General features: G+C 71.1%; 19 protein-coding genes. 9 read left to right on the forward strand and 10 right to left on the reverse strand.

Annotation, left to right across the window (positions count from 1 at the left end; translation table 11 throughout):
• Positions 1–267 precede the first annotated feature (267 nt).
• A complete protein-coding gene (locus VHW64_RS18200; RefSeq protein WP_329651993.1) occupies positions 268–861 on the forward strand; it encodes a hypothetical protein in 594 nt (197 codons plus the stop codon).
• 4 nt (positions 862–865) lie between these two features.
• On the opposite strand, the gene VHW64_RS18205 is transcribed toward VHW64_RS18200, so the two are convergent.
• The gene (locus tag VHW64_RS18205; protein WP_329651994.1) at positions 866–1930 is read right to left on the reverse strand and encodes a class I SAM-dependent methyltransferase; all 1065 of its coding nucleotides are present in this window, start codon (positions 1928–1930) and stop codon (positions 866–868) included.
• Positions 1931–1985: 55 nt separating this feature from the next.
• Here VHW64_RS18205 and VHW64_RS18210 point away from each other — a divergent pair, with 55 nt between their 5' ends.
• Positions 1986–2381, forward strand: coding sequence for a DUF3054 domain-containing protein (locus VHW64_RS18210; RefSeq protein ID WP_329651995.1), 396 nt, complete (start codon positions 1986–1988; stop codon positions 2379–2381).
• A 274-nt stretch (positions 2382–2655) separates the two neighbouring features.
• Here VHW64_RS18210 and VHW64_RS18215 read toward each other — a convergent pair whose 3' ends face one another.
• Positions 2656–3612, reverse strand: a complete 957-nt coding sequence (locus tag VHW64_RS18215; RefSeq protein WP_329651996.1) for a hypothetical protein — start codon at positions 3610–3612, stop codon at positions 2656–2658.
• Between the two features lie 115 nt (positions 3613–3727).
• Positions 3728–5920 (reverse strand): CocE/NonD family hydrolase, encoded by a 2193-nt coding sequence (locus tag VHW64_RS18220; protein WP_329651997.1) that lies wholly within the window; start codon positions 5918–5920, stop codon positions 3728–3730.
• A 75-nt stretch (positions 5921–5995) separates the two neighbouring features.
• On the opposite strand from VHW64_RS18220, the gene VHW64_RS18225 reads away from it, so the two are divergent.
• Positions 5996–6376, forward strand: a complete 381-nt coding sequence (locus VHW64_RS18225; RefSeq protein ID WP_329651998.1) for a DUF427 domain-containing protein — start codon at positions 5996–5998, stop codon at positions 6374–6376.
• A gap of 26 nt (positions 6377–6402) precedes the next feature.
• On the opposite strand, the gene VHW64_RS18230 is transcribed toward VHW64_RS18225, so the two are convergent.
• Complete coding sequence (locus tag VHW64_RS18230; protein WP_329651999.1) at positions 6403–6882, reverse strand: GNAT family N-acetyltransferase; 480 nt, start codon at positions 6880–6882, stop codon at positions 6403–6405.
• A gap of 60 nt (positions 6883–6942) precedes the next feature.
• Between VHW64_RS18230 and VHW64_RS18235 the strand changes: the two genes are divergently transcribed.
• On the forward strand, positions 6943–7527 hold the full coding sequence (locus tag VHW64_RS18235; protein WP_329652000.1) for a TetR/AcrR family transcriptional regulator: 585 nt from the start codon (positions 6943–6945) through the stop codon (positions 7525–7527).
• A gap of 143 nt (positions 7528–7670) precedes the next feature.
• Positions 7671–9275: an APC family permease gene (locus VHW64_RS18240; RefSeq protein WP_329652001.1), complete on the forward strand. Its 1605-nt coding sequence runs from the start codon at positions 7671–7673 to the stop codon at positions 9273–9275.
• Positions 9276–9430: 155 nt separating this feature from the next.
• Here VHW64_RS18240 and VHW64_RS18245 read toward each other — a convergent pair whose 3' ends face one another.
• On the reverse strand, positions 9431–11005 hold the full coding sequence (locus VHW64_RS18245) for a S53 family peptidase (RefSeq protein ID WP_329652002.1): 1575 nt from the start codon (positions 11003–11005) through the stop codon (positions 9431–9433).
• A 235-nt stretch (positions 11006–11240) separates the two neighbouring features.
• On the opposite strand from VHW64_RS18245, the gene VHW64_RS18250 reads away from it, so the two are divergent.
• Positions 11241–12551 carry a lanthionine synthetase LanC family protein gene (locus VHW64_RS18250; protein WP_329652003.1) on the forward strand — a complete coding sequence of 437 codons (1311 nt, stop codon included), beginning with the start codon at positions 11241–11243 and terminating at the stop codon, positions 12549–12551.
• Between the two features lie 6 nt (positions 12552–12557).
• Here VHW64_RS18250 and VHW64_RS18255 read toward each other — a convergent pair whose 3' ends face one another.
• Both VHW64_RS18255 and VHW64_RS18260 read right to left on the reverse strand, forming a co-directional pair.
• Positions 12558–14546: an alpha/beta fold hydrolase gene (locus VHW64_RS18255; protein WP_329652004.1), complete on the reverse strand. Its 1989-nt coding sequence runs from the start codon at positions 14544–14546 to the stop codon at positions 12558–12560.
• Between the two features lie 48 nt (positions 14547–14594).
• Positions 14595–15101: a DUF4234 domain-containing protein gene (locus VHW64_RS18260; RefSeq protein ID WP_329652005.1), complete on the reverse strand. Its 507-nt coding sequence runs from the start codon at positions 15099–15101 to the stop codon at positions 14595–14597.
• Positions 15102–15251: 150 nt separating this feature from the next.
• Here VHW64_RS18260 and VHW64_RS18265 point away from each other — a divergent pair, with 150 nt between their 5' ends.
• Positions 15252–16397 (forward strand): LLM class flavin-dependent oxidoreductase, encoded by a 1146-nt coding sequence (locus tag VHW64_RS18265; RefSeq protein ID WP_329652042.1) that lies wholly within the window; start codon positions 15252–15254, stop codon positions 16395–16397.
• Positions 16394–17005: an FMN reductase gene (locus tag VHW64_RS18270; RefSeq protein ID WP_329652006.1), complete on the forward strand. Its 612-nt coding sequence runs from the start codon at positions 16394–16396 to the stop codon at positions 17003–17005. The genes VHW64_RS18265 and VHW64_RS18270 overlap by 4 nt, the downstream gene beginning before the upstream one ends.
• 88 nt (positions 17006–17093) lie before the next feature.
• Here the strand turns inward: VHW64_RS18270 and VHW64_RS18275 are convergent, their stop codons facing one another.
• The 3 genes from VHW64_RS18275 to VHW64_RS18285 form a co-directional block, all read right to left on the reverse strand.
• Complete coding sequence (locus VHW64_RS18275) at positions 17094–18212, reverse strand: hypothetical protein (RefSeq protein ID WP_329652007.1); 1119 nt, start codon at positions 18210–18212, stop codon at positions 17094–17096.
• 8 nt (positions 18213–18220) lie between these two features.
• Positions 18221–19354, reverse strand: a complete 1134-nt coding sequence (locus VHW64_RS18280) for a hypothetical protein (RefSeq protein ID WP_329652008.1) — start codon at positions 19352–19354, stop codon at positions 18221–18223.
• A 302-nt stretch (positions 19355–19656) separates the two neighbouring features.
• Positions 19657–21147, reverse strand: a complete 1491-nt coding sequence (locus VHW64_RS18285; RefSeq protein WP_329652009.1) for an MFS transporter — start codon at positions 21145–21147, stop codon at positions 19657–19659.
• A 58-nt stretch (positions 21148–21205) separates the two neighbouring features.
• On the opposite strand from VHW64_RS18285, the gene VHW64_RS18290 reads away from it, so the two are divergent.
• Entirely contained in the window at positions 21206–21799 is a 594-nt protein-coding gene (locus tag VHW64_RS18290) for a TetR family transcriptional regulator (protein ID WP_329652010.1), read from the forward strand.
• Positions 21800–21837 lie beyond the last annotated feature (38 nt).

Raw genomic sequence — 21837 nt, forward strand, 5'->3', positions numbered from 1 at the left:
TTTCAACTTCGGCTGGCGCCGATGAGCGGCTCGTGGGTGGTCACCGAATTCGTTCAGGTGGCGATCTGAATGCGGTGGGTCCTGCCGTTCCCACTCCTTCTTGCTCTCCTATGGACAGGAAGTCCAGCTGTTGCCAGTGGCGTGACTTGCGTTGGATCCGGCGACGCCAACACAGTCAACGTGGGATGCCTTCATTCAGGGGCTGAGACCAGCGAATACATCGCTGAGCACCCGGGTCATACCTTCACGGTCCGCGCGGCTTGCGCCTTGAGCGGCACAGCTCGATGCGTCAAGGGCGACCCGTGCTCGGTAGATGGTCACGACGGCCTCCTCTACAACGTGTACGAGGACGGCGCCAAGGATCCTCTTCCCTGGCAGGCATGCCTGACCGACCAGGAGGCTCAGCAGATAGGCGGCCTCACACCAGGCTTCGTGGAGCGCGCCTACAAACGCCTGACCTGGCCGGCCTCGGCCCTGGTCGTGCAGCCTCCGAAGGGCAAGACCCTGGTCAACTTCGACACGAACTTCTACACCTCCAACACCGACCCCACGACCCAGAGCGTGACCCTGCTGGGCCAACGGGTGACGATCGAGGCGACACCGACGTCGTACACCTGGCACTTCGGCGGCGACGAGGCCGCTGTGACGACCACCGATCCCGGCGCGCCCTACCCCGACCTCCAGGTCACCCATCGCTACTCCCGCGTCGGCGACGTCCGACCCAGCGTCGACACGACGTACTCCGGGCGGTACCGCGTCGGCACTGGCGCCTGGCAGACCATTCCCGACACCCTCACCGTCCCCGGCGCGGCCGTCGACCTCCAGGTGGTCAGCGCGACCCCCCACCTCGTCGGCTACTGACTCATCAACCCAGGGCGTCGACCCACACGCTGGGGAAGCCGCGCTCGCGACCGCCGCGGATCGGCTGCCGGGTGCGACCGGCCACGACGAAGCCGGCCCGCGTCACCTGGGCCTCGGCCGACCGGCTGCTGGGCGGGTCGCCGTACTCACTGAGCACGAGCCGCCCGCCGGGTGCGACGACGTGGTCGAGCTGATGCCGGATCAGCTCGGGATGCGCCGACGACGGGACGAAGTCCAGCAGCACGTGGACGAGGTCGAAGCGGTCGCCGGCCGGATGGACCCACGACAGCGCGTCACCGACGAAGAAGTGCGAGGCGAGCCCTGGATGCTCCGCCTTCGCCTCCGCCACCAGCTCAGCGGCGATGTCGGCACCGTAGGGGTCGAGCTCCACATCCCGCTCCCGCGCCCACAGAGCCATCGAGACCGCGAGATGACCGTTCGCGCAGCCGTGGTCCAAGAAGCGCACCCGCGAGCGAGCCGGGTCCAGAGCGTCGAGCAGCACCCCGCGGGCCTCACGCCACTCCTCGTCGGAGCCGCCGAACCCCGAGCCACCCTCGGGCGTGGCGGCCGAGAGATAGGCACCCACCAGGGTGCGGTGCTCGTCGGCGACCCGGCGCTCGTAGGTCATCGCCGCGCGTGCCGCTCCGGCAGCCTCCGCCAAGGCCGCCGGCGCGTCGTCGCCCTGCGCCCTCAGCAGCGCGGCGCCGTCGGCGATCGACCCCGTCCACCACGGCACGTCGGGCGCGTGCAGCCGCGTGCCGGCGTACTTCCCGCCGTTCACCCAGAACACGGCGTGCCGCCCGTCGCTGTCCAACGCGAACGGATGGGTCTCCTGACGACGGAACCCCATCGTCTCCAGGGGGATCCGCAGCACGGCGTCGTCCCAGACGTCCTCGTCCGGCGTACGCCGACCGGTCGGGATCGCCCACCGCCCTTCGCGCGCGTGCAGCACGAGCACGACGCCACCCGTAGCGTCGTCGTCGTCGACGAAGCAGACGACGCTCACCTGGGTGACCCGGCTCCAGTCGACGTCGTCAGGGTCGTCGACGGCACGGAACTCGGGAGGCATCGGACCGATGGTAGGCCGACGAGTCCCCAGGACGACGCAGTGGAAGACTCGCGCCATGCCGCTCTCCGCCCGACGTCACGCCTGGCCGCTCGCGGTGACCGCCGACGCGGTCGCCGTCGTGCTCTTCGCGACGATCGGCCGGGCCAACCACCACGAGTCGACCGGCATCCACGGCATCTGGCACACCGCCTGGCCGTTCCTGCTCGGGACCGCGCTCGGCCTCGCGATGACGGCGTACTCCCGGCTCCGTCCCACCACGATCCGCGCCGGCGTGCGGGTGTGGGTGTGGACCGTCGTGCTCGGGCTGGTCGCCCGGTCGGCGAGCGGCGGAGGCACGCCGCCGGCGTTCATCGTCGTCGCGGCGATCGTGCTCGGGGCGTTCCTGGTGGGCTGGCGCGCGGTGCTCACCTGGCGCACGTGGAGCTCGCGCTGGCGCCGGCTCCGCGGCTGACCCTGGGCTGACCCCGGGGGGGCGCACAATCCACCCTTCGGGATGGACCGCGGACCTGGCACCTCGACCTACCGTTCGCTCACGTCCGCAGGACGCCATACCCGGTTTCGACACGCTCGGGGGTGTGGCGCTCGATCGGGCGGACGCTGCACGAGGGCCCGGCTCCACGGGGAGACCGGGCCCTCGTCACGCCTCGGGCCCCTACACGTGGAAGCCTCCCCCGACCGTCCGACGGTCGAGGGAGGCTCGTCTCGGTGAGCCCGGGTACGCCGGCTCAGCGCAGCGCGGCTGCCAGGGTTCGGACCGAGAGGTTCTGCGGGTAGCTGATGGTGGTCGCGTCGCGGGTCAGCTCGGGCTTGAGCGGCGAGTGCAGGCGCACCCAGCGGCGGTACCCCAGCGCGGCCATCGAGTGGTACTCGAAGCTCCGCTCGCGCAGTCCGCGCTCGACCTCGAGGCTCAGCCCGTCGGCGATCAGCATGCCGTGCACCTGTCCCGGCCGGGACTCGGCGCGCAGCCAGTCGACCGACAGCGCGAGCTGGTCGAGCGCGCCGATGCCGACGGCGGTCGTCTTGTTCTCCAGGACCAGCCAGTCCTCGGAGGAGCCCTTCTCGCAGTCCGCGGTGAAGCGCAGGACGACGTCGGCACGGCGGCCGTCGACGTACATGTGCTGCTGCCCCCGGACGCCGTCCATCTCCTGGTTGGCGAGCCGGACGGAGTAGCCCTGCTTGTGCAAGATGTCGAGCCGCGCGAGCAGCCAGCCCTCGAAGGCGTCACGACCGGGCAACGGCCAGACGGAGTACGGCGTCGGGCGGCCGTCGTTGTCCGGCTCGAACACCGCCAGCCACGCGTCGAGGATCCGCAGGTAGCGCTCGGCGTCGGCGTCGGCGATCATCAGCCGGTCCATGCAGCGCGCCAGCAGCCCGAAGCGGCCCACGAGCGGATAGCGGGCGACGGTCTCGATCGGGAGCATCAGCGTCTCCGCGAGCTCCGCCTCGGTGACGTCGACGCTCTCGGGCAGCTCCCACTGCCCGTCGCCCAGCCGCAGCAGCAGCCGGTCGAGAACCGGGCATCCCAGCCGGCCGATGACCAGCGGCGGTGCCACCACCGAGATGTCGTCGGTCAGGCACTCGTCCACGGTCTCGTGTGCGACGGCCGTGAACGTGGACACCTTCTCGTAGTTGTCCCCCGTCGCCTTCATGACGACCTTGATGACCTTGTCGGACTCAGCCATGTGCGCCACACCCCCCCAGATGTTCAGTTGAGGGTAGTGGCCGATCGGAGGAAAACACCTGACCATCTCAGGCCAAGGGATTTCCTTTACCTTGGCGTCCTGGTGTGCGGTCCGTTCAGTCGTGATAGGTCCGGCACGGCTGCGAACGAAGGGACCGGCAGGGCGGCGCCTTCGCCGGCACCCTCACGCCGGGAACCGTCGTCAGCACCAGCGACGAGGGGTGGCGACGGTCGGTCGCGACCCACACCCGCTGGCCGTGGTCGAGGGTGCGGAACGCCCACAGCGGCTTCGCGCCGCCGGGCGCGTCGAGCGTGATTCGCAACCGGTCGCCCTTGCGGAAGGGCTGCGCGAACGCCGGGATCTCGATGCGCAGCAGCCGGAGCCTGCCTCTGGGCATCGGCTTGGCGTCGGACTCGAGGTCGGTGTGGACCGGGTGGAGTGCGGTCGAGGACGGCGCGAGCCTGCGGTGGCTGGCCCGCAGCCAGCCGGTCTGCACGTAGACCTCGCGGCCGCTCGGCCGGACGTCGCTCACCGTCGCCTCGAGGTCGACGTCGGGGGCCCGTGTCTTGACCCAGACGTTGAGGGACCCGCCGCCGAGGTAGACCTTCGTCCTCGGCATCGGCGCGGTGATCCAGCCGAGCCCGGTGCCCTTCGGGATCTGCTTCCAGTGGTACGCCGGGTGGGCCTGCCAGATGGCGTCGGAGGACCCGGAGTAGTCGGTGGCCGGCAGCGCTGACGGATCGGCCGAGAACGAGTGCGTCCGGTGGTGGCCGGGCGAGACCCGGCCGCCGAGCAGGCCGTCGGAGTGCAGGAAGTAGTGCACTCGATGCCGGCTGGGCACCGGCCAGGAGCGGAAGGAGTGCTCGAACCGCGGCAGCGGGGCGCCGGACGGCTCGCCCTTGGCCGCCCCCTCCTCGAAGAGCACGCGGATGTGAGGCTCGGACTGGTACCGGCGCAGAGCTCGACGGTAGGACAGGCCGAACAGCGGGTCCGTCGGCATCGTCAGACCGGAGACACCGGTCAGGGCGGCGGTGACCTGGGGTCCCACCACACTCGCCCAGCCCGTCGGCGCCCGGTGAGCGACGTAGAGGTCGAGGAAGTCGGTCCAGCGGGCGAACTCGCCAAGGCTGGTCAGCGACTCCGTGTGCGAGCCGTTGACCATGGTGGCGTAGAACTGCGGTGAGCCGTGGAAGCGGTTCAGGAACGCCGGGAAGTGGCCGCCGGTCTGCTCGTCCTGCCACGCGCCGGCGAGGTAGACGGGGACGTCGATGCGATGGACGAACCGGCTCGGGTCGATCTGCTGGTAGTAGGCCTTGTTGTAGAACTGGTTGTCCTCGATCAGGGCGACCGGGTCGGGGTTCTGGAGGCGGACGAGCTGGTTGTCGTCGCACTCCTGGCTGTTCATCCCGGCCTCCCAGCCCTCGCCGTCCGGCTGGGACTGGAGACCCCGCTGGGACGCCCAGGGCTCGGCGAACCCGGTGTTGAGGATGCCGCCCGGCCACAGCGTTCCACGGTAGCTGTCGTCGATCACCGACATCGGAGAGATCGCCGCTAGGTGCGGAGGCTGCGTGCGGGCGACGTAGAGCTGCTCGATCCCGGGGTAGGAGATACCGGCCATGCCGACCTTGTGCGACTTCACCCACGGCTGCGCCGCGACGGTCTCGATCGCGTCGTACCCGTCGAGGCTCTGCACCGGCTCGAAGGGCACGTAGGACCCGCCCGAGCAGCCGGTGCCCCGGATGTTCACCCCGACGTAGGCGTAGCCGAGGCTGGTGACGATCTTGGAGAACGACGTCTCGGCGGGGTTGCTCGGGTCGTAGCCGCTGTACTCCATGATCGTGGGGTAGGGCCCGGAGCCGAAGATGAGGGGGTTGGGGAAGACGACGTTGGCCGACAGCGTCGTCCCGTCCCGGGTCTGGATGAACCCGAAGCCCTCCCCCAGGGCCTGCGCGTCGTAGAACGACTGCGCCGGCGGCGCGGCTCTGAGGCCGCGAACGGCGAGCGGGGCGCTGGTGAAGGACCGGTCCGTGGTCTGCACCTCGTAGTGCCCGCTCGGCAGCTGGCGCCACATCAGGCTCCCCTGCGAGTCGACGGTGCCGGAGTGCACCACGGTCGAACCCTGCACCAGCTGGAGGTCGGTGCCCCGCGTCGCCTGGAGCACCTCGACCTGGTTGGTACCGGGCCGCAGCAGCCCCCACGGCGGCGGGACCGCCGAAGCCGTCTGGCCCACCGCCAGGGTCGCCAGCGTCAGGGCAAGCGTGGCGACGACCGCGAACAGGGCGCGGGTCAGGTTCGTGCGTGGGGGCATGGTCGCGATCGTGTCATGACGCAGGGACAAGGGCCACGGGGGAATCGCCGAGGCCGGTACGAGGTTGCTCCGGACATGAGCGAGAAGACCGACAAGCCGGTACTGAGCCCCGGCCCGGACCACCCGATCTCCGTCACGCCCGCCGGGCAGGTCGTCACCGTGAGCCAGCGTGGACGGGTCATCGCCCGCACCGACAGCGCGCTGGTGCTGAGGGAGTCGACCTACCCTCCCGTCTACTACCTGCCTCTCGTGGCGGTGGATGCGGACGTCCTCAGGGCCACGGACCACGCGACGTACTGCCCCTACAAGGGCGACGCGTCCTACTACTCACTGGTCGACGGAGACTCCGTCGTCCAGAACGCCCTCTGGTCCTACCTCGAGCCCTACGAGTCGGTCTCGCCGATCGCGGGCCACGTGGCGTTCTACCCCCAGCACGTCGAGGTCACCTCCGGCTGACGGGGTCGTCGGGTGACCACCCGGCGTCAGAGTTCGCGGGCGTAGGTCTGGCCGACGAGGTCGACGCCGTAGCTGTGGTGCGGCGCCTCGTCGACCAGCTCGAATCCGGCCGCGAGGTACACCGACCGCGCGGCGACCAGAGGATGGTTGGTCCACAGCACGATCCGCCGGTAGCCCGCGCCCCGCGCGAAGTCCAGGCACCGGTCGACCAGAGCGGCACCCAGGCGCTGGCCGCGCGCTCGAGGCTCGACCAGCAGGATCCGGAGACGCGCGGTGGCGTCGTCCTCCCGCACGCAGAAGACGCAGCCGACCCGACCCTCGCCGTCCTCGGCGATCCAGGCGCCCTCGCGCGTCGGGTCGTCGCAGGCGGCCCAGTCACTGACGATCCGGGCGACCAGAGCCTCGAACGTCGCGTCCCAGCCGAACTCGTCCGCGTACAGCTCGCCGTGGGCCATCACGACCCAGCCGAGGTCCCCGGGTCTTCCGAGCCCACGGATCTCAGCCACGCGGCCACCACCCTTCCCGCTGCACTGACACGACTGTATCAGTAAGGCAGGATGGCCTTCGTGGAGCGCGGATCCGAGCAGCAGAGCGTCAGACGGGTAGAGCTGGTCGACGCGGCATACGCGTACGCCCTGCAACACGGACTGGCCGGTGCGTCGCTGCGCCCTGTCGCCGAGGCGATCGGCTCGAGCACGGGAGTGCTGCGCTTTCTCTTCGGCTCCAAGGACGGGCTCGTGCGAGCCGTGCTCGCGCGGGCTCGGGCCGGCGAGCTGGAGCTGCTCGCCGCCCTGCCCGCCGACGGCGGGCTCGAGGAGGTGGCGGTCCGGACCTGGCAGTGGCTGGCCGATCCGGCGCACGCCCCTGTTCTGCGGCTCTGGGTCGAGTCCTACGCGACGGCGCTGATCGAGCCGGACGGCCCGTGGGGCGGCTTCGCGCGGCAGACCGTCGACGACTGGCTCAGGTTGCTCGCCCGCGCCCAGCCAGCCCCGGTACGACGTACGGCAGCGGGCGCGGCTCGGCGTACGGCGGTCCTCGCGGTCCTGCGCGGCGGGCTGCTCGACCTGGTGGCCACCGGCCAGCGAGCACGCGTCACCCGCGCCGTCCTGCTGGCCGTCGACGAGGTCACGACGGGCGAGCGCCAGGGCTGAGCCCCTTTCCCGCTCTGTCGTGGCGGGTCTATGTTTCGGTTCGCCGCGCGCCACACTCGGCGGAGGCGGGCGGGGCTCGACCCGGGGGGAGCCAAGCCTGGTTGCTGCGGCCCGGAGTCGCAGCCGAGATCACCGGAGCGACCGTGACACACGCCGCCAACGTTCCCGAGCACGACGACGACGCCAGGCTCGCCAGCCTGGGCTACCAGCCGCAGCTGCGTCGCGTGCTCGGGCTGTTTGCCAACTTCTCCGTCGCCTTCACCTATCTCTCGCCGATGGTGGGGATCTACTCGCTGTTCGCCTTGGGACTCGGCACCGGCGGACCGGCGTACATCTGGCTGAACCTCATCCCGATCGCCGGGATGCTGTTCGTCGCCCTGGTCTTCGGCGAGCTGGCCAGCCACTACCCGGTCGCAGGCGCGCTGTACCAGTACTCGAAGTTCTCCGTCGGCCCCGGCTACGGATGGTTCGTCGGCTGGTTCTACGGCTTCGCCCTGCTCATCACCGTCGCCGCGGTCGACACCGGCGTCGTCACCTACTTCGCGGCGCTGACGCACAACTGGTTCGGGTGGAGCCTCGACCCGGCCGACCACGTCACGATCTTGTGGATCACGGTGCTGCTGCTGCTCATCCAGACCGCCCTGAACATCACCGGGGCCAAGGTGATGGGCCGAGTCGCGCAGTTCGGCGTCTACGTCGAGATCCTGGGCACCTTCGGGATCGCCGTCATCCTGGCCGTCCACGGCTTCCACCACGGGCTCGGCTACCTCTTCACCACCCAGGGCGTGCAGCACGCCGCCAGCAACCCGCTCGGCCTGAACTTCCACGGGAGCTGGTTGGGCGCGGCCCTGATCGCCGTGCTGGCTCCGGTGTACATCTACTACGGCTTCGAGTCGGCCGGCGACATCTCCGAGGAGACCGTGGACGCCGGCCGGCAGGTGCCGCGAGCCATGCGCCTGGCCGTGATCTGGGGCGGCATCGGGTCGATCGTGCTGACCGCCGCACTGCTGCTCGCGGTTCCCGGCCACGGCGCCAAGGGCGTCGGGGACGCCGTCGGCGGAGGGGTGCCGTTCATCCTCGGGCAGCTGCCCTCGGGCGTGCAGGACATCTTGCTGCTGCTGATCATCTTCGCGTTCTTCTCGTGCGGTACGTCGATCCAGGGCGCCGGGAGCCGGCTCATGTTCTCCTACTCGCGCGACCAGGCGCTGCCCGGGTCATCGTGGCTCGCCCGCGTGCACCCCCGCTTCGGGACGCCGGTCAACGCGCTGGTCGCGGGCTCGATGGTCACCGTGCTGTTCGTCCTGCTGGTCTTCGCCTCTCCGGCCCACGACAAGCACTTCCTCTTCATCACCTACCCCGGTGGCGTCAACGCCCTGGTGGCGCTGGTGTCCTTCGGTGTCAGCGGGATCTACCTGTCGTTCCTGATGACCGTGATCGCCTCGTGGGTGGCGAGGTCCCGGGGCTGGGTACCCGAGGGCCGGTTCACCCTCGGGCGGTGGGGCAACGTGGTCACCCTGATCGCGGGGGCGTACCTCGCGCTCATGCTGGTCAACGTCGTGCTCCCGACGGGCCTGTCGTCCCCGCGCGCGTACTTCAACATCGACTGGATCACGCTGCTGGTGATGTTCCTGATCGCCGTGGTGGGTGCGGCGTACTTCCTGGCTGCTCGGCCCGACCGCGGCGTGCGCCACCATCTCCACGACGACCGGGAGCCGACCGGCGCGGAGCGCGAGACGCCGCCTGCCTAGGGAAGCGCCGATCACTCCCCTGCTGCGCGCCACGGCGCCACTGACCAGCACTTCCCTACGTCTCGGGTGGGCCCGGACAGGAGTCGGCCCCGGCCTCCTCGGGACGAGGAGACCGGGGCCGACGGTTCAGCCGGACCAGCCGGTGTTCGTGAGGACTACTTGAACACCTTCAGGCCCTTGGGCGAGCCGACGCCGGAGACGCCGTCGTACCCGGGCTGGGCGTAGCACTGCCCGCGGTTGGTCTTGGGCTTGTTGCCCGTCTTGCCCCACGCGCAGTCCAGCAGCCCACCAGGCCCGGTGTTCGGGTTCTCCGCGTAGTGGGTCGTCGGAGGACCGTAGACGATGTCCTGGAGGAACGTCCCACACGCCTTGGGCGACTGGTCGAAGCACCCACCGGTGCCACCGACGGTCACGTCGTAGGTGTCCGACTTGTGCTTCTTGTAGTTGGCGTACAGCGTCTGGGCGGGGTACGCCACGTGCTTCGACGGACCACCGGCCAGCCCCCACATCGCTGCGGTGACCGGCGAGGCGAGCGAGGTGCCGCCGTACGTCGACCAGCCGTCGTCTGCCGAGGTGTACGGGCAGACCGAGGTGTCGGGGTTGGTGCACCAGTCGAAGGTCTCGTAGATGTCGAAGCCGGTGAACGGGTCGGCCAGCGCCGCGATGTCCACCTCACTGCGCTTCGAACCACAGCCCAGCGACTTGTAGCCCTTGACCGACTTCTGCCACTTCGGCGCGTTGTACTTCGCGCTGCACCCGCTGCCGGCCGCTCCCGGCTCGTAGCCGTAGGTGTACTCCGAAGCCGAACCGAGGAAGTCCGCGGGACCGTTGCGGTTCCACGCCTGCTCGCTGGTGCGCTTGCCGGCCTGGCTCGTGTACAGCGTCGTGCCGCCGACGCCGACCACGTGCGGGTAGCTCGCCGGCGACTGGGACATGCCGCTCGACGCGACGAGGCTGTTCACGTTGTCCCAGTCGTACCAACCGTCGTCACCGCTCGACGCGAGGATCGCGGTGTGCTTGTGGCTGTAGGCCTTCTGGATCCACTTCGGGTCGGCCGGGCTCTCGGGACCGCCGTAGGAGTTGCTGACGATCGTGGCGCCCTTCTTGATCGCCTCCTTGACCGCGTTGGCGAGGTTGTTGTCGTTGTTGTCGTTGGCCTCGACCAGCAGGATCTTGCAGTGCCGGCAGATCGCGCGGACGCTCTGGACGTCGAGGGTGATCTCGCCCGCCCAGCCCTCGTCGCTCGTGGCCGGCGGTGCGCCGCCGTCCTGACCGATCACCTTGAAGCTCTTGGTGGTCTCCTTGTGGAAGCCGTAGTGCTTGTCGAAGGCGTTGAGGTCCGAGCGGACCGACGGGTCGTCGAAGGCGTCGACGATCGCGACCGTCTTCTTGGTCTTGGCGTTCTCGTTGATGCCGTAGGCCTTGGCGAGCCCTGCCGGCGAGAAGCCGCCCTCGGGACCGGTGCCGACGCGCGGCGCGCCGGTTGCCTTGGCCAGGCCCTGGCTCTCGAGCTTCTTGGCGTTGGCGGGGGTGACCTTCTTCGTCACCATCCGCAGGGCGTCACAGGCTCGATGGCCAGCCGTCGCGGTCTTGCAGACCCGCAGCGGAACCCGAATGGTGCTCGAGCCGGTTGCTCCGGCCGAGGTGGTCGTCGCGGCCAAGGTGGCGGCGACGAGGCCGGCTGCCGCGAGTGATGCGGCTGCCGCCGTGCGCATGCGTGATGTGCGCAAGAGGGATACCCCCGATTTCTGTTAAGGAGGATGACCCCGAGATGAGGTCGCTGGGGACGCTAACCGCCACTGAACGATGTCCGATACGTCCGTAAGGGCGTTTCTTAGGTTTTTCTCAGGTTCGTGTCCTGATCAAAACCCTGTCAACCGTCCCGACAGGTCTAGTCAAGTCTTTGCACTGGACGTGCGCCGGGGCCGCCCTGCGGCAGCCGGGACGGCGTGCCAGGATCGCTGGGTGCCCCACGATGCCGCCGTCTACCGGGACCTGGCCGAGCGGTCATGGGCCTGGGTACGGAGCCAGGTGCGGACCCGTGGTGAGGAGCTGTGGCTCCCCGAGTCACCGGAGCAGAGCGAGCCCGGCGAGTACCCGTACGGCATGCACAGCGGCGTCGGCGGGCTCGCGCATGTGCTGTCCGAGCTCCGGCTGACCCGCGAGCTGTCGGCGCAGGAGCAGCAGCTGGCCCAGGGCATCGCCGAGACCCTGCTGCGCCGGGTCCCCGCCGAGACGGAGCTCGACTACTTCGACGGCCTGGTGAGCACGATCGGGGTCTTGCTGGCCCTGGACTCCCCCGGCGCGGCCGACGCCGTCGCCCGACTCCGCGAGCTCGCGACCGTGGACGGGTGGCCCTCCTCCTGGATCGAGCCACCGGACGTGACTCCCGAGGGCCGCTGCAACGACGCCACCCTGGGCACCGCGAGCGTGCTGCTCGGCGCCCTCTGGGCCCTGCGCTACGGCGTGCCGGGCGCGGACGAGCTGTCACAGCTGGCCGCCCGCATCCTGATGGCCGAGCACGAGCAGACCGATGCCGGGCTCGACTGGCTGTTCATCCCGCGGCGCTTCGTGCTCGAGCCGCGAGGCCGGATGCCGAACTGGTCACACGGCCTGGCCGGCGTCGCCGGGTCCCTCGCCGCGGCCGGCGTCGCCCTCAACCGGCCGGACCTGGTCGAGGCGGCCCGGCTCGGGGCCGAGCACCTCGTCACGCTGGCCGACACCGGCGAAGGCGGGATGCGCATCCCGCACGTCATCCCGCCTCGAGACGACCTCGACACCTACACCTACACCTGGTGCCACGGGCCGGCCGGCACCTCCCTGGCCTTCGCCGCGCTCGCCCGGGCCGGCGCGGACCACGTCGCCGGCCGCACGCCGTACGACTGGGAGCGCGCGTGCATGCGCTCCCTCCAGACCTCCGGCATCCCCGAGCGGACCTACCCCGGCTTCTGGGACAACGACGGCCGGTGCTGTGGCACCGCCGGCGTAGGCGACGTGGTGCTGAACGTCTGGCAGCGACACGGCGAGCAGCGCGACCTCGACTTCGCGGTGCGGCTCGGAGACGCCCTGGTCGAGCGCGCCGTCACCGATGGCGACGACGTGTACTGGCGCTTCGTCGAGCACCGCGCCGAAGAGCCGCTGCTGCCGCCCGGCCCCGGCTGGATGCAGGGGGCGGCCGGCATCGCGGCGTACCTCTTCCGCCTGGCGCGAACCCTCGGCGACGGCCGCGCGGCCCCCGCCGTCGCCCGGATGGACACCTGGTGGGCCCTGCCCTGACCTTGCCTAGGGGGCGGGTGCCCGCAGGCGGACGCCGCCGACCACGGCGGTCGCGAACCGCCCACGACCCCACTCGACGACGACGCGGCGCACGGCTCCACCGGGGCCGGTCACCCGGAGGACGCCGTGGGCACCGGTGGGCGTGAGCCGCACGCGTCCGGAGAGCCTGGTGTCGATCGTCCAGCGAAGGCCGTGCAACGTCTCGTCACCGGCGTGGTCGTAGCGGATGCGGCCGCCACGAAGGCCCAGGTCGCGATACCCGTCGACGTAGTTGAAGCGGATCAGCCCGTCGCCGGCGGCGCTGACCACGACATCGGCCAGTCGGCGCAGGCGTAACGGCGCCCTGCCGGTCGCGGGCCGGGCCTGGCCGAGGGTGCGTGGGAAGCGGGGCACCGCCCTGATCGGTGGGATCCGGCCCAGACACCCGTGCCGCAGCTGCGCGCGCGGCGCCCGGACGAAGCGGCGGAGAACGCGTGCCCCGCACTGCCCGTCATGGGTCAGCGCCACGAGGTGCACGTTGTTCTGGGCGAGGTAGGCGTGCGCCGCGCTCCCGATCTGGCGCGCGACGTGGGCGCCACCCGCGGCGGGCGTGAGCGAGTCGACGGAGCCATTGAGGACCAGCACGGGCACCCGGTCGGGGTTCATCGGCCCGCGTGGGATCGGCGGGTCGGCCCGGTGGGTCGTCCGCGGCCAGGTCAGGCACGCGCGGTAGGCCTCGGTGTAGCCCAGCACGCGAGACCACTCCTGCGGCGTGAACGGCGCGAAGACGCGACGCGGCGCCCGAGCGAGCCGCGCTGCGAGCTGGTGACGTCGTAGGCCGGGCGACCGGTGCATGTCGAACAGCTGCCGGTAGTCGGTGCAGGCGATCGCGAAGTAGACCGCATCGGAGTAGTAGGTGGGCGCCGTGCGGACGTAGTCGCTGTAGTCGTAGCCCACGTCCTGGGCGTAGAGGCGCAGCAGCGGCGTCGGGTCGCGGTGGCGGAGGTACGCCCGCATCGCGGCGTCGAGCTGCCGGTAGGGGTCGGTGTCGTAGCCCGCGTCGTTGACGATGTCGACCAGCGCCGTGAGGTCGACGGTGTAGCGGTGGCGATGCGCGTCGGTCCCGACCGCCCAGCCCGTGACCGGGTGGGTGCGCAACAGCCTGGCGAGCGTCCCGACACGGCGCCACGACGAGCCGCGGGCGCAGCCGACCGCGCGTCGGCAGACGGCGTCGAAGGCTCGCCGGGCGGTCTCGGGCGTCGTGCGGTAGAGGGGGTCGAGGTCGCGTGCCTCGTACGCCGAGTCGAGGACGACCGAGCGCAGCCGGCCGGGGTAGCGCGCGAGGAACGTCTGGGCGAAGAAGGTGCCGTAGGAGTCGCCGTAGAGGTCGACCTTCGACAGGTGCAGAGCGTCGAGCACCCGGGCGACGTCGCGCGCGGTGTTGGCCGTCGTGAACAGGTCCGCCGCGTGCACCCACTGCCCGTCGCGTCGGCGCCACATGTGGTCCAGCTGCCGCCCACAGGCGGTCAGGGCGGCCTGGAAGCGGGGCGAGGGCGAGGGCAGGCGTTGGAGGCGCCGGCAGTTCAGTGGCGTCGACCGGCCCGTCCCGCGGGCGTCGACGAGGAGCAGGTCGTGGTTGCGCGTCAGCCCGCCGTACATCGCCACGAAGTCGCCGGAGGTACCGGTCGAGGGGTACCCCGGCCCGCCCTCCATCGCGACCAGGGTGCCCCTGGGCCGGCCCGAGCTGGGCACCCAGCCGAAGCCGACCCTGATCGTCGCGGCCCGCGGGTGGCGGTAGTCCAGGGGCACCCGGAGCGAGCCGCAGTACGTCGTGCGACCCGCGCCGATGTGGCAGCGGTGCAGCTGCTTGCCGCCGACGGTGATCCGCGCGGCGCGGTCAGGCGGGGACGGCGCGTGCGCGTTCGCCGTGCCCCCTGCTCCGGCGACCAGCATGGGCAGCATGGCCAGCATGGCCAGCACCGTGCTGCCCACGGTCAGCGCTCCTCGACGTCCCACGGACGCATCGTGTACCGATGCACCACCTCGGCGCCATCTGGGTGGGACTCAGGCGGCGCCCAGTGACTTCCAGTAGGCGTTCAGCGCGCCGTTGGTCTTCACGAACCAGACGATGCCGCCAGCCAGGGGAAGCAGGATCCACAGGCCGGTGAGCGCGCTGACAGGAGGCTTCTGCTGACGGCGCTCGTAGAGCCTGCCGACCTCGTGCGGGGTCAGGAACACCATCACGATGGAGATGAAGAAGCCGAGAATCAGCGCCAGCACGCCGCCGATCCCCTCACCGCAGCTGCGCTTCATCTCCTCGTGGGTGTTGTAGTACCAGAAGAGGCCGTAGATCCCGAGGGTCACGATGAACAGCAGGATGCACAGGCCGGTGCCGCGGACCTTGCCGACCGGACCGCTCTGTGCGGGCACACCGGCGTACTGCTGCGTCGCCGGCGGCGGCGGGGCCCAGCTCTGACCGGCCGGCGCGTCCGAGTACGCGGGCGCGGCCTGCGCCGGGTCGGGCGGCGGGGGCTCGGACTGCGGGTAGGGCGAGGTGGGCTGGTCGGTCATCGGGTCCTCCGTCGGATGCGGTCGCGTCAGCGTAGGGGGTCGCCGACCGCCCGTCACCCGTTTGGGGACAACGGGGAATTCCGGATCGCGACAAGGCGTTGGGTGACTAGTTGAAATCGCAACCATTGAGCGAAGGCGAGAGTGAGCACCATGCAGTTCGGCATCTTCACCGTCGGTGACCTCACGCCCGACCCGACGACGGGCCGGACGCCGTCCGAGCACGAGCGGATCAGGGCGACCGTCGAGATCGCCAAGAAGGCCGAGGAGGTCGGGCTGGACGTGGTCGCCGTCGGCGAGCACCACAACCCGCCGTTCGTCGCGTCGGCACCCACCACCACACTGGCCTACATCGGCGCCCAGACGGAGCGCGTGATCCTCTCGACCTCGACCACGCTGATCACCACCACCGACCCGGTCCTGATCGCGGAGAGCTACGCGAAGCTCCAGCACCTCACCGACGGCCGGGTGGACCTGATGATGGGCCGGGGGAACACCGGACCCGTCTATCCGTGGTTCGGCAAGGACATCCGCGACGGCATCAACCTCGCGATCGAGAACTACGCGCTGCTTCACCGTCTGTGGCGCGAGGACGTCGTGGACTGGGAGGGCAGGTTCCGCACGCCGCTTCAGGGGTTCACGTCCACGCCGCGACCGCTGGACGACGTGCCGCCGTTCGTCTGGCACGGCTCGATCCGGTCGCCGGAGATCGCCGAGCAGGCGGCGTACTACGGCGACGGCTTCTTCGCCAACCACATCTTCTGGCCGGCGTCCCACACGCAGCGGATGGTCTCGCTGTACCGCCGCCGCTTCGAGCACTACGGCCACGGCTCGGCCGACCAGGCCGTCGTGGGCCTGGGCGGTCAGGTGTTCATGCGGCCCAACAGCCAAGACGCCGTCCGGGAGTTCCGCCCCTACTTCGACAACGCGCCGGTCTACGGTCACGGCCCGTCGCTCGAGGACTTCACCCGCGAGACCCCGCTCACGGTGGGCTCACCGCAGCAGGTCATCGAGCGCACCCTCGGCTTCCGCGAGTACGTCGGCGACTACCAGCGCCAGCTCTTCTTGATGGACCACGCCGGACTGCCCCTGAAGACGGTCCTCGAGCAGCTCGACATCCTCGGCGAGGAGGTCGTGCCGGTGCTGCGGCGGGAGTTCGCCGCCCTCAAGCCCGCGCACGTCCCCGATGCCCCGACCCACGCGTCTCTCGTGGCCGCCCGCGACGCCGCCGACGACTCCGCGGTCGAGGCCTCGCCTCCGTCGGTCGAGCTCGTCGAGACCACGGAGGCGAAGCGGTGACCACGATCGCCGTCGTCTCCGCGGGCATCTCGGTCCCGTCGTCGACCAGGATCCTCGCCGACTCACTCGGGTCGGCGACCCAGCGCCGGCTCGCCGCGCTCGGCCAGGCTGCGTCGTACGACGTCATCGAGCTTCGCGGCCTGGCCCACCTCGTCACCGACAACGCCCTCACCGGCTTCCCGACCGGCGCCCTCGCCGACGCCGTACGCCGGGTGTCCGAGGCGGACGCCGTGATCGCGGTGACGCCGATCTACACCGGGTCGTACTCCGGGCTGTTCAAGACGTTCTTCGACGTGCTCGAGGACGGCACCCTCGCGGGCAAGCCGGTGCTCATGGGCGCCACCGCCGGCACCGCCCGGCACTCGCTGGTCTTGGAGTTCGCGATGCGCCCGCTGTTCGCCTACCTGCGCGCCGACGTCGTCCCGACCGCGGTCTTCGCGGCGAGCGAGGACTTCGGAGCCGGCTCGGTGCGCGGCTCGTCTCTGTCGGACCGGATCGACCGGGCGGCCGGCGAGCTCGCCGACAAGGTCCTGCGTCGCGGCACGGCGCTGCCGGCCGACCCCTTCGAGAACCCCACGCCCTTCGAGGACCTCCTCCGCGACATCTGACATCCGGACACCCGATCCGGACACCCGATCCCGCGGCGGACGGTGCCCCCGGCTGACGCATGGCGCGACCCGGGTGCGGTCGCAGGGTCTACCCGTCTTTCAGCAGCTCGACGAGTCGTCTGCCCACGATGTCGGTGGGCGGCGCCACGATCTCGCTCAAGCGCCTCACCACCTCCACGTCCTCCGCGGTGGCGATCTCCGGCACCCGGGCCACGACGCTCCTGCTCGACAGAGCGGCTCGCACACAGGACCACCGGTCTACCGAGGCCGGGCCGGCCGAGACCGCACCATCGAGGCACTCCCTGGCGGTCTCGAGCGCGCGGCGGGCGAGGCTGGCACTGCACTCCGAGAGCGCCGCGGCGGAGGGAGACCGGGAGAGCATGGCCTCCCACACCGGAGTGGGGACGTCGTGCAGGACCGCGGGCTCGAAGCCCAGGGTCTCGATCTCGGCGCGAGACTCGCGGATGGCCGTCAGCCACGACGACGGATCCGCGGCGACCTTGGCGGCGACCTCCTCCGGCACGACCAGGGGGGCCCCCTCGAGCATCGTTCCACCGAGGATCGGAACGACCCGTCCGAGCACGCTCTCCCCGACCTCCACGAAGATGGCGCTTCCGATGTTGGCGTGCTCCAGGAGCTCGCCGGTGTCGAGGCGCGCCCAGGTGACCGAGCTGGCCGACAGCGAGACCAGCCGCAGCCCACTGATCGGCGCCCGTGCCCAGTCATGGATGCGGTCGGCGCGGGCGACCAGCTTCGGCCCGGCGTTCGACCGGACGAACCTGGCCAGGCCGCCCAGGTCGTAGGTGAACACCTGCCGGTAGACCCAGTTGCGGTCGATGAGCTGGCACCGGGCCTCGGTGTCGCCTCGGCGAGACACCCTCTCGAGCCCTCCCACCACGTCGAGAGAGAGCTGCTCGGCGCGTGTGCGCCATCGGTCACGCGGTCGGTACAGGGCGTTGTGAGCCTGCGCCACCAGCCATCGCGACACCGCCCAGCCCGGTAGATCCGATCCGAGCAGCAGCACCTGGGCGAGCCGCTCGAAGCGGCAGGGGCGCCAGAACTGCCGGCCCGCCTGGTCCACCGCGTGCGCCTGCATCAGGCGCAGTGCCTCGTCCGCGTCGCCGTCGGCCTCGGCGCGGTCCACCGCGAGCATGACGTCGATCCACGGGGCCAACGCCTCCGACTCGGGGCGGGAAGGCTCCCGCACGGCGCCCCTCATCGGTCCGCCTCGGCCGATGCGCCGGCGAGGCCCAGCAGGCGACTCCGCGCGGGATCCGTGGAGAGATCGGCCCAGTGTCGCCAGTGCTCGGCACGGCCAGGCGGGGCGAGCTTGCGTCGCGCCTCGTCGTAGGCATGCGGGTTCAGCACGGCGGATGCCACGTAGGGCGCTGCGGCGTCGTCGAGGTCTCCCACGGAAGCGTCTCGCAGGACCCGAAAGGCAGCGCGCCCCACTTCGTCACGGCCCTGCTCCAGCTGCGTCCAGACGCGAGCGAGCTCCGTGGGCGCCGTGCCGAACTCGAGCAGTCCGAGCGACAGCACGTCGCTCATCAGCTCGTAGTCCTCGCGCAGAAGGTCTCCGCCGTCGAGCCGCCCAGCCTCGATGCCGGCCATCAGGGCATCGATCCAGCCGTCACCCGTCGACCACGCGACATCGCGTGCCGTGGTCTCGTCGACGGCGAGCGGCGCCATGTCGAACATCAGCGCCGGAGTCGTGTCGCTGGGCACCAGCCGACCGATGACACAGCCCTCGGGTCCTGCGAGCGCCGCCGCGCCGAGGTCGAGGACCTCGAGCGAGGCTCCCGCGGTCTCCTCGTGGGCGAGGTCGCACACGGCCAGCCTGCCCGGCCCACCACGCCCCTCGATCCGATAGCCGGACATCGCGCATCCGATCCAGCGGCGCGCCAGGTCGGCATGGTCCAGGAGCCCCTCCCCGGCCAGCTCGTCGAGGAACGACTCGAGCACGCCGTACTCGTAGGCGGCGAGCTGGTGGAAGGCCCAGGACTCACCCATCACCCGCGCCACCACCTTGACCGGATCGCCGCCCTCGTCGTACGCCGTGTCCAAGAGGTCGCCGTGGAGCGAGTCGCCGGCGTCCTCCCGGGCGCGACGCAGGCGCTCGGCCGTGGCGCTGCCGGGGTCCTCCGCTCGGAGCGCGAGGTAGACGATCCAGCGCGCCCACGTCCAGGGGGTCAGCTCACCGGTGGCCGCCACGAGCTGGGCAAGCAGGCCGCGATGCCGGCTGCGGCGGAACATCGGGATGCCCGAGCAGTACTCCCAGGCCTCCGCGGCGTCCCCCTCGCGCTCCGCCTGGGTGGCCCGCAGGTGGAACGACTCGAGCTCGTCGGTCATCAGGTCGGCGACGCGCGTGCCGCGCCGGAATCCGCGCGGTTGACGTGGGGCTGGCGTGGGAGGCGGGACGATCCGCGGGTTCCGAGACATGCGAGGAGCCAACCGCAGACCGCCGATGCCGCGCGCGGTCCGTCGGTCCGCCTGTGGAGGAACTGTCTAGGCCTGCCTCTGTGGACGACTACCGGCGCGGGCGCCACCGACGCGCGGCACCCGGAGGAGGCAGCGGCGGCGACGAGCGCCCGCCGCTCGGGCTCGTCGGGCAGGCCGGACCGCATCCCGAGCCTCGACAGCAGGGACGCGGACTACGACGAGGGCGGACGCCCCGGCTTCGGGATGGTCAGCACGAGCACCGCCGCGAGCACGCCGGCAAGCGCGCACACGGCGAACAGCCAGCGGTACGCCGTGAGGCTCGGCGCCCCGTCGACGACCTGACCGTCGACGACGTGGTGGACGAGCGAGGACGCCAGGATGCTGGTCCCCAGCGCCGTGGCGAGCGTGCTGCCGAAGCTGCGGAAGAGCGTGTTCAGGCCGTTCGCGGCGGCGATCTCGTGCCGCGGCGTGTAGGCGTTGATCAGCGAGGGCATGGCGGCGTACCCGATCCCGGTGCCGATGCCGATCACGGCCGTGGCCACGATGATCTCCCACAGCGAGCTGGTCAGCACGATCCGGATCACCCAGCCCGCAGCGACGATCCCTGCGCCCAGCGCCAGGGTCTGGGGGGCACCACGCACCGCGATCATCCGCGCCGCGACCGGGGCGAAGAAGAGCATCGCCAGGCCGCTGGGCAGCAGGGCCAGGCCGCCGGTGAGCAGGCTCGAGCCGAAGCCGTAGCCGGTCCACCTGCCCGCCTCGACGAACGTCGAGGTCCCGATGAACGACGCGAACAGGGCGAAGCCGAAGCAGATCGAGGCGAGGTTGGTGGTGACGATCGGCCGTCGGCGAAGGGCGGCGAGGTCGACCAGCGGCTCGTCGCGTCGCAGCTCGTAGGCCGCGAACGCAACCAGGATCGTCACTGCGGCGACCAGCAGCAGCCAGACCCGCGCCGACCCCCAACCCCACTGCGAGGACTGCTCCAGGGGCAGGATCAGGCACACCAGGCCGCCGGACAGGAGCACCGCGCCGACAAGGTCGACCCGGCCACCCTCGCGGTGGTGCGACTCGGGGACGACCAGCAGGACTCCGAGGAACGTCAGGACGCCGGCCACGCTGTTGATCCAGAAGAGCACGTGCCAGTCCCAGTGCTCGGCGACGAAACCGGCCAGCGGCAGTCCCAGCGAGCCGCCCACGCCGAGCATCGCGCTGATCAGGGCCACCGAGGCGGCCACGCGCTCCCGGGGCATCAGCGTGGCCAGCAGGCTGATGCCGAGCGGGATCGCAGCCGAGGACGCCCCCTGGATCGCTCGTCCGACGATGAGCCAGCCGAGGTCGTGGGAGATGGCGTCGACCAACGAGCCGACGGTCAGCGCCCCGATCGAGATCAGCAGCATGAGGCGCTTGCCGAACATGTCTCCCAGCCGACCCAGGATCGGCACGCTGACCGCGGCGACCAGCAGGGTGGAGGTGAGCAACCAGTTGGCATTGCTGCCGAAGTCACGCTGGAGCAGCCCGAGCACCGGCACGAGCACCGACTGCGTGAGCGAGACGACCAGCGCCCCGAGCCCGACGAACAGCAGCTCGAGGTTGGCCCGGGCACCCGAGGTGTGAGCTCGGACCTCCTCGTCCTCCACGTCGGCGCCCGTGGCCAACGGGGCGACGGGCTCGACGAGGTCGGGTGGCTCGGTGGACTCGGTCACTGTGACATCGTACGCCGTCACTGGCACTCGGTGTCAAACGTGGCGTATAGTCGCAGGCGTGACCTCCTCCCCGAGCACGTCGCTGCGCGACGTGGCGCGCAACGCGGTACGCGACGAGGTCATGCGGGCCGCCTGGGAGCTGTTCGCCGTGCACGGCTTCGAGGCCACCACCGTGGAGCAGATCGCCGAGGCGGCCGGCATGTCGCGCCGCACCTTCTTCCGCTACTTCAACGGCAAGGACGAGCTGATCCTCGACAAGCTGCTCGAGGTGGGCGACCGCGTCGCTGCCGCGCTGGCGGCGCGACCGCCGAAAGAGGCGGCCTGGCCCGCTCTGCGAGCCGCGCTCGACGTCGTCGTCCTGGCTCAGGACCAGGCGCCGGAGCCTTCACGCCGGCTGGGACAGCTGCTCCGCGACGAGCCCAGCACGCGCGGCAGCATGGAGGAGCGGCGGCGGCGCTGGACCGACGCCCTCGGCCCGCTGGTCGCCGAGCGCCTCCCCGGGCACGGCGAGGCCGCCGGCCGCGCGGTCGCCGGCGCGGCGCTGGCCTGCTACGACGCGGCCACGGACGCCTGGATCGACGCGCCCGGCACGGCGTTCGCCCGGCACCTGGACACCGCCATGGACGCCTTGGCCCACGCCGCGCTCGCCTGATCGGGTCGCGGGTGACCCACCGAGTGGTTGACTCGCCG

The sequence above is a fragment of the Nocardioides sp. genome, assembly GCF_036267815.1.
Classification (GTDB): domain Bacteria; phylum Actinomycetota; class Actinomycetes; order Propionibacteriales; family Nocardioidaceae; genus Nocardioides.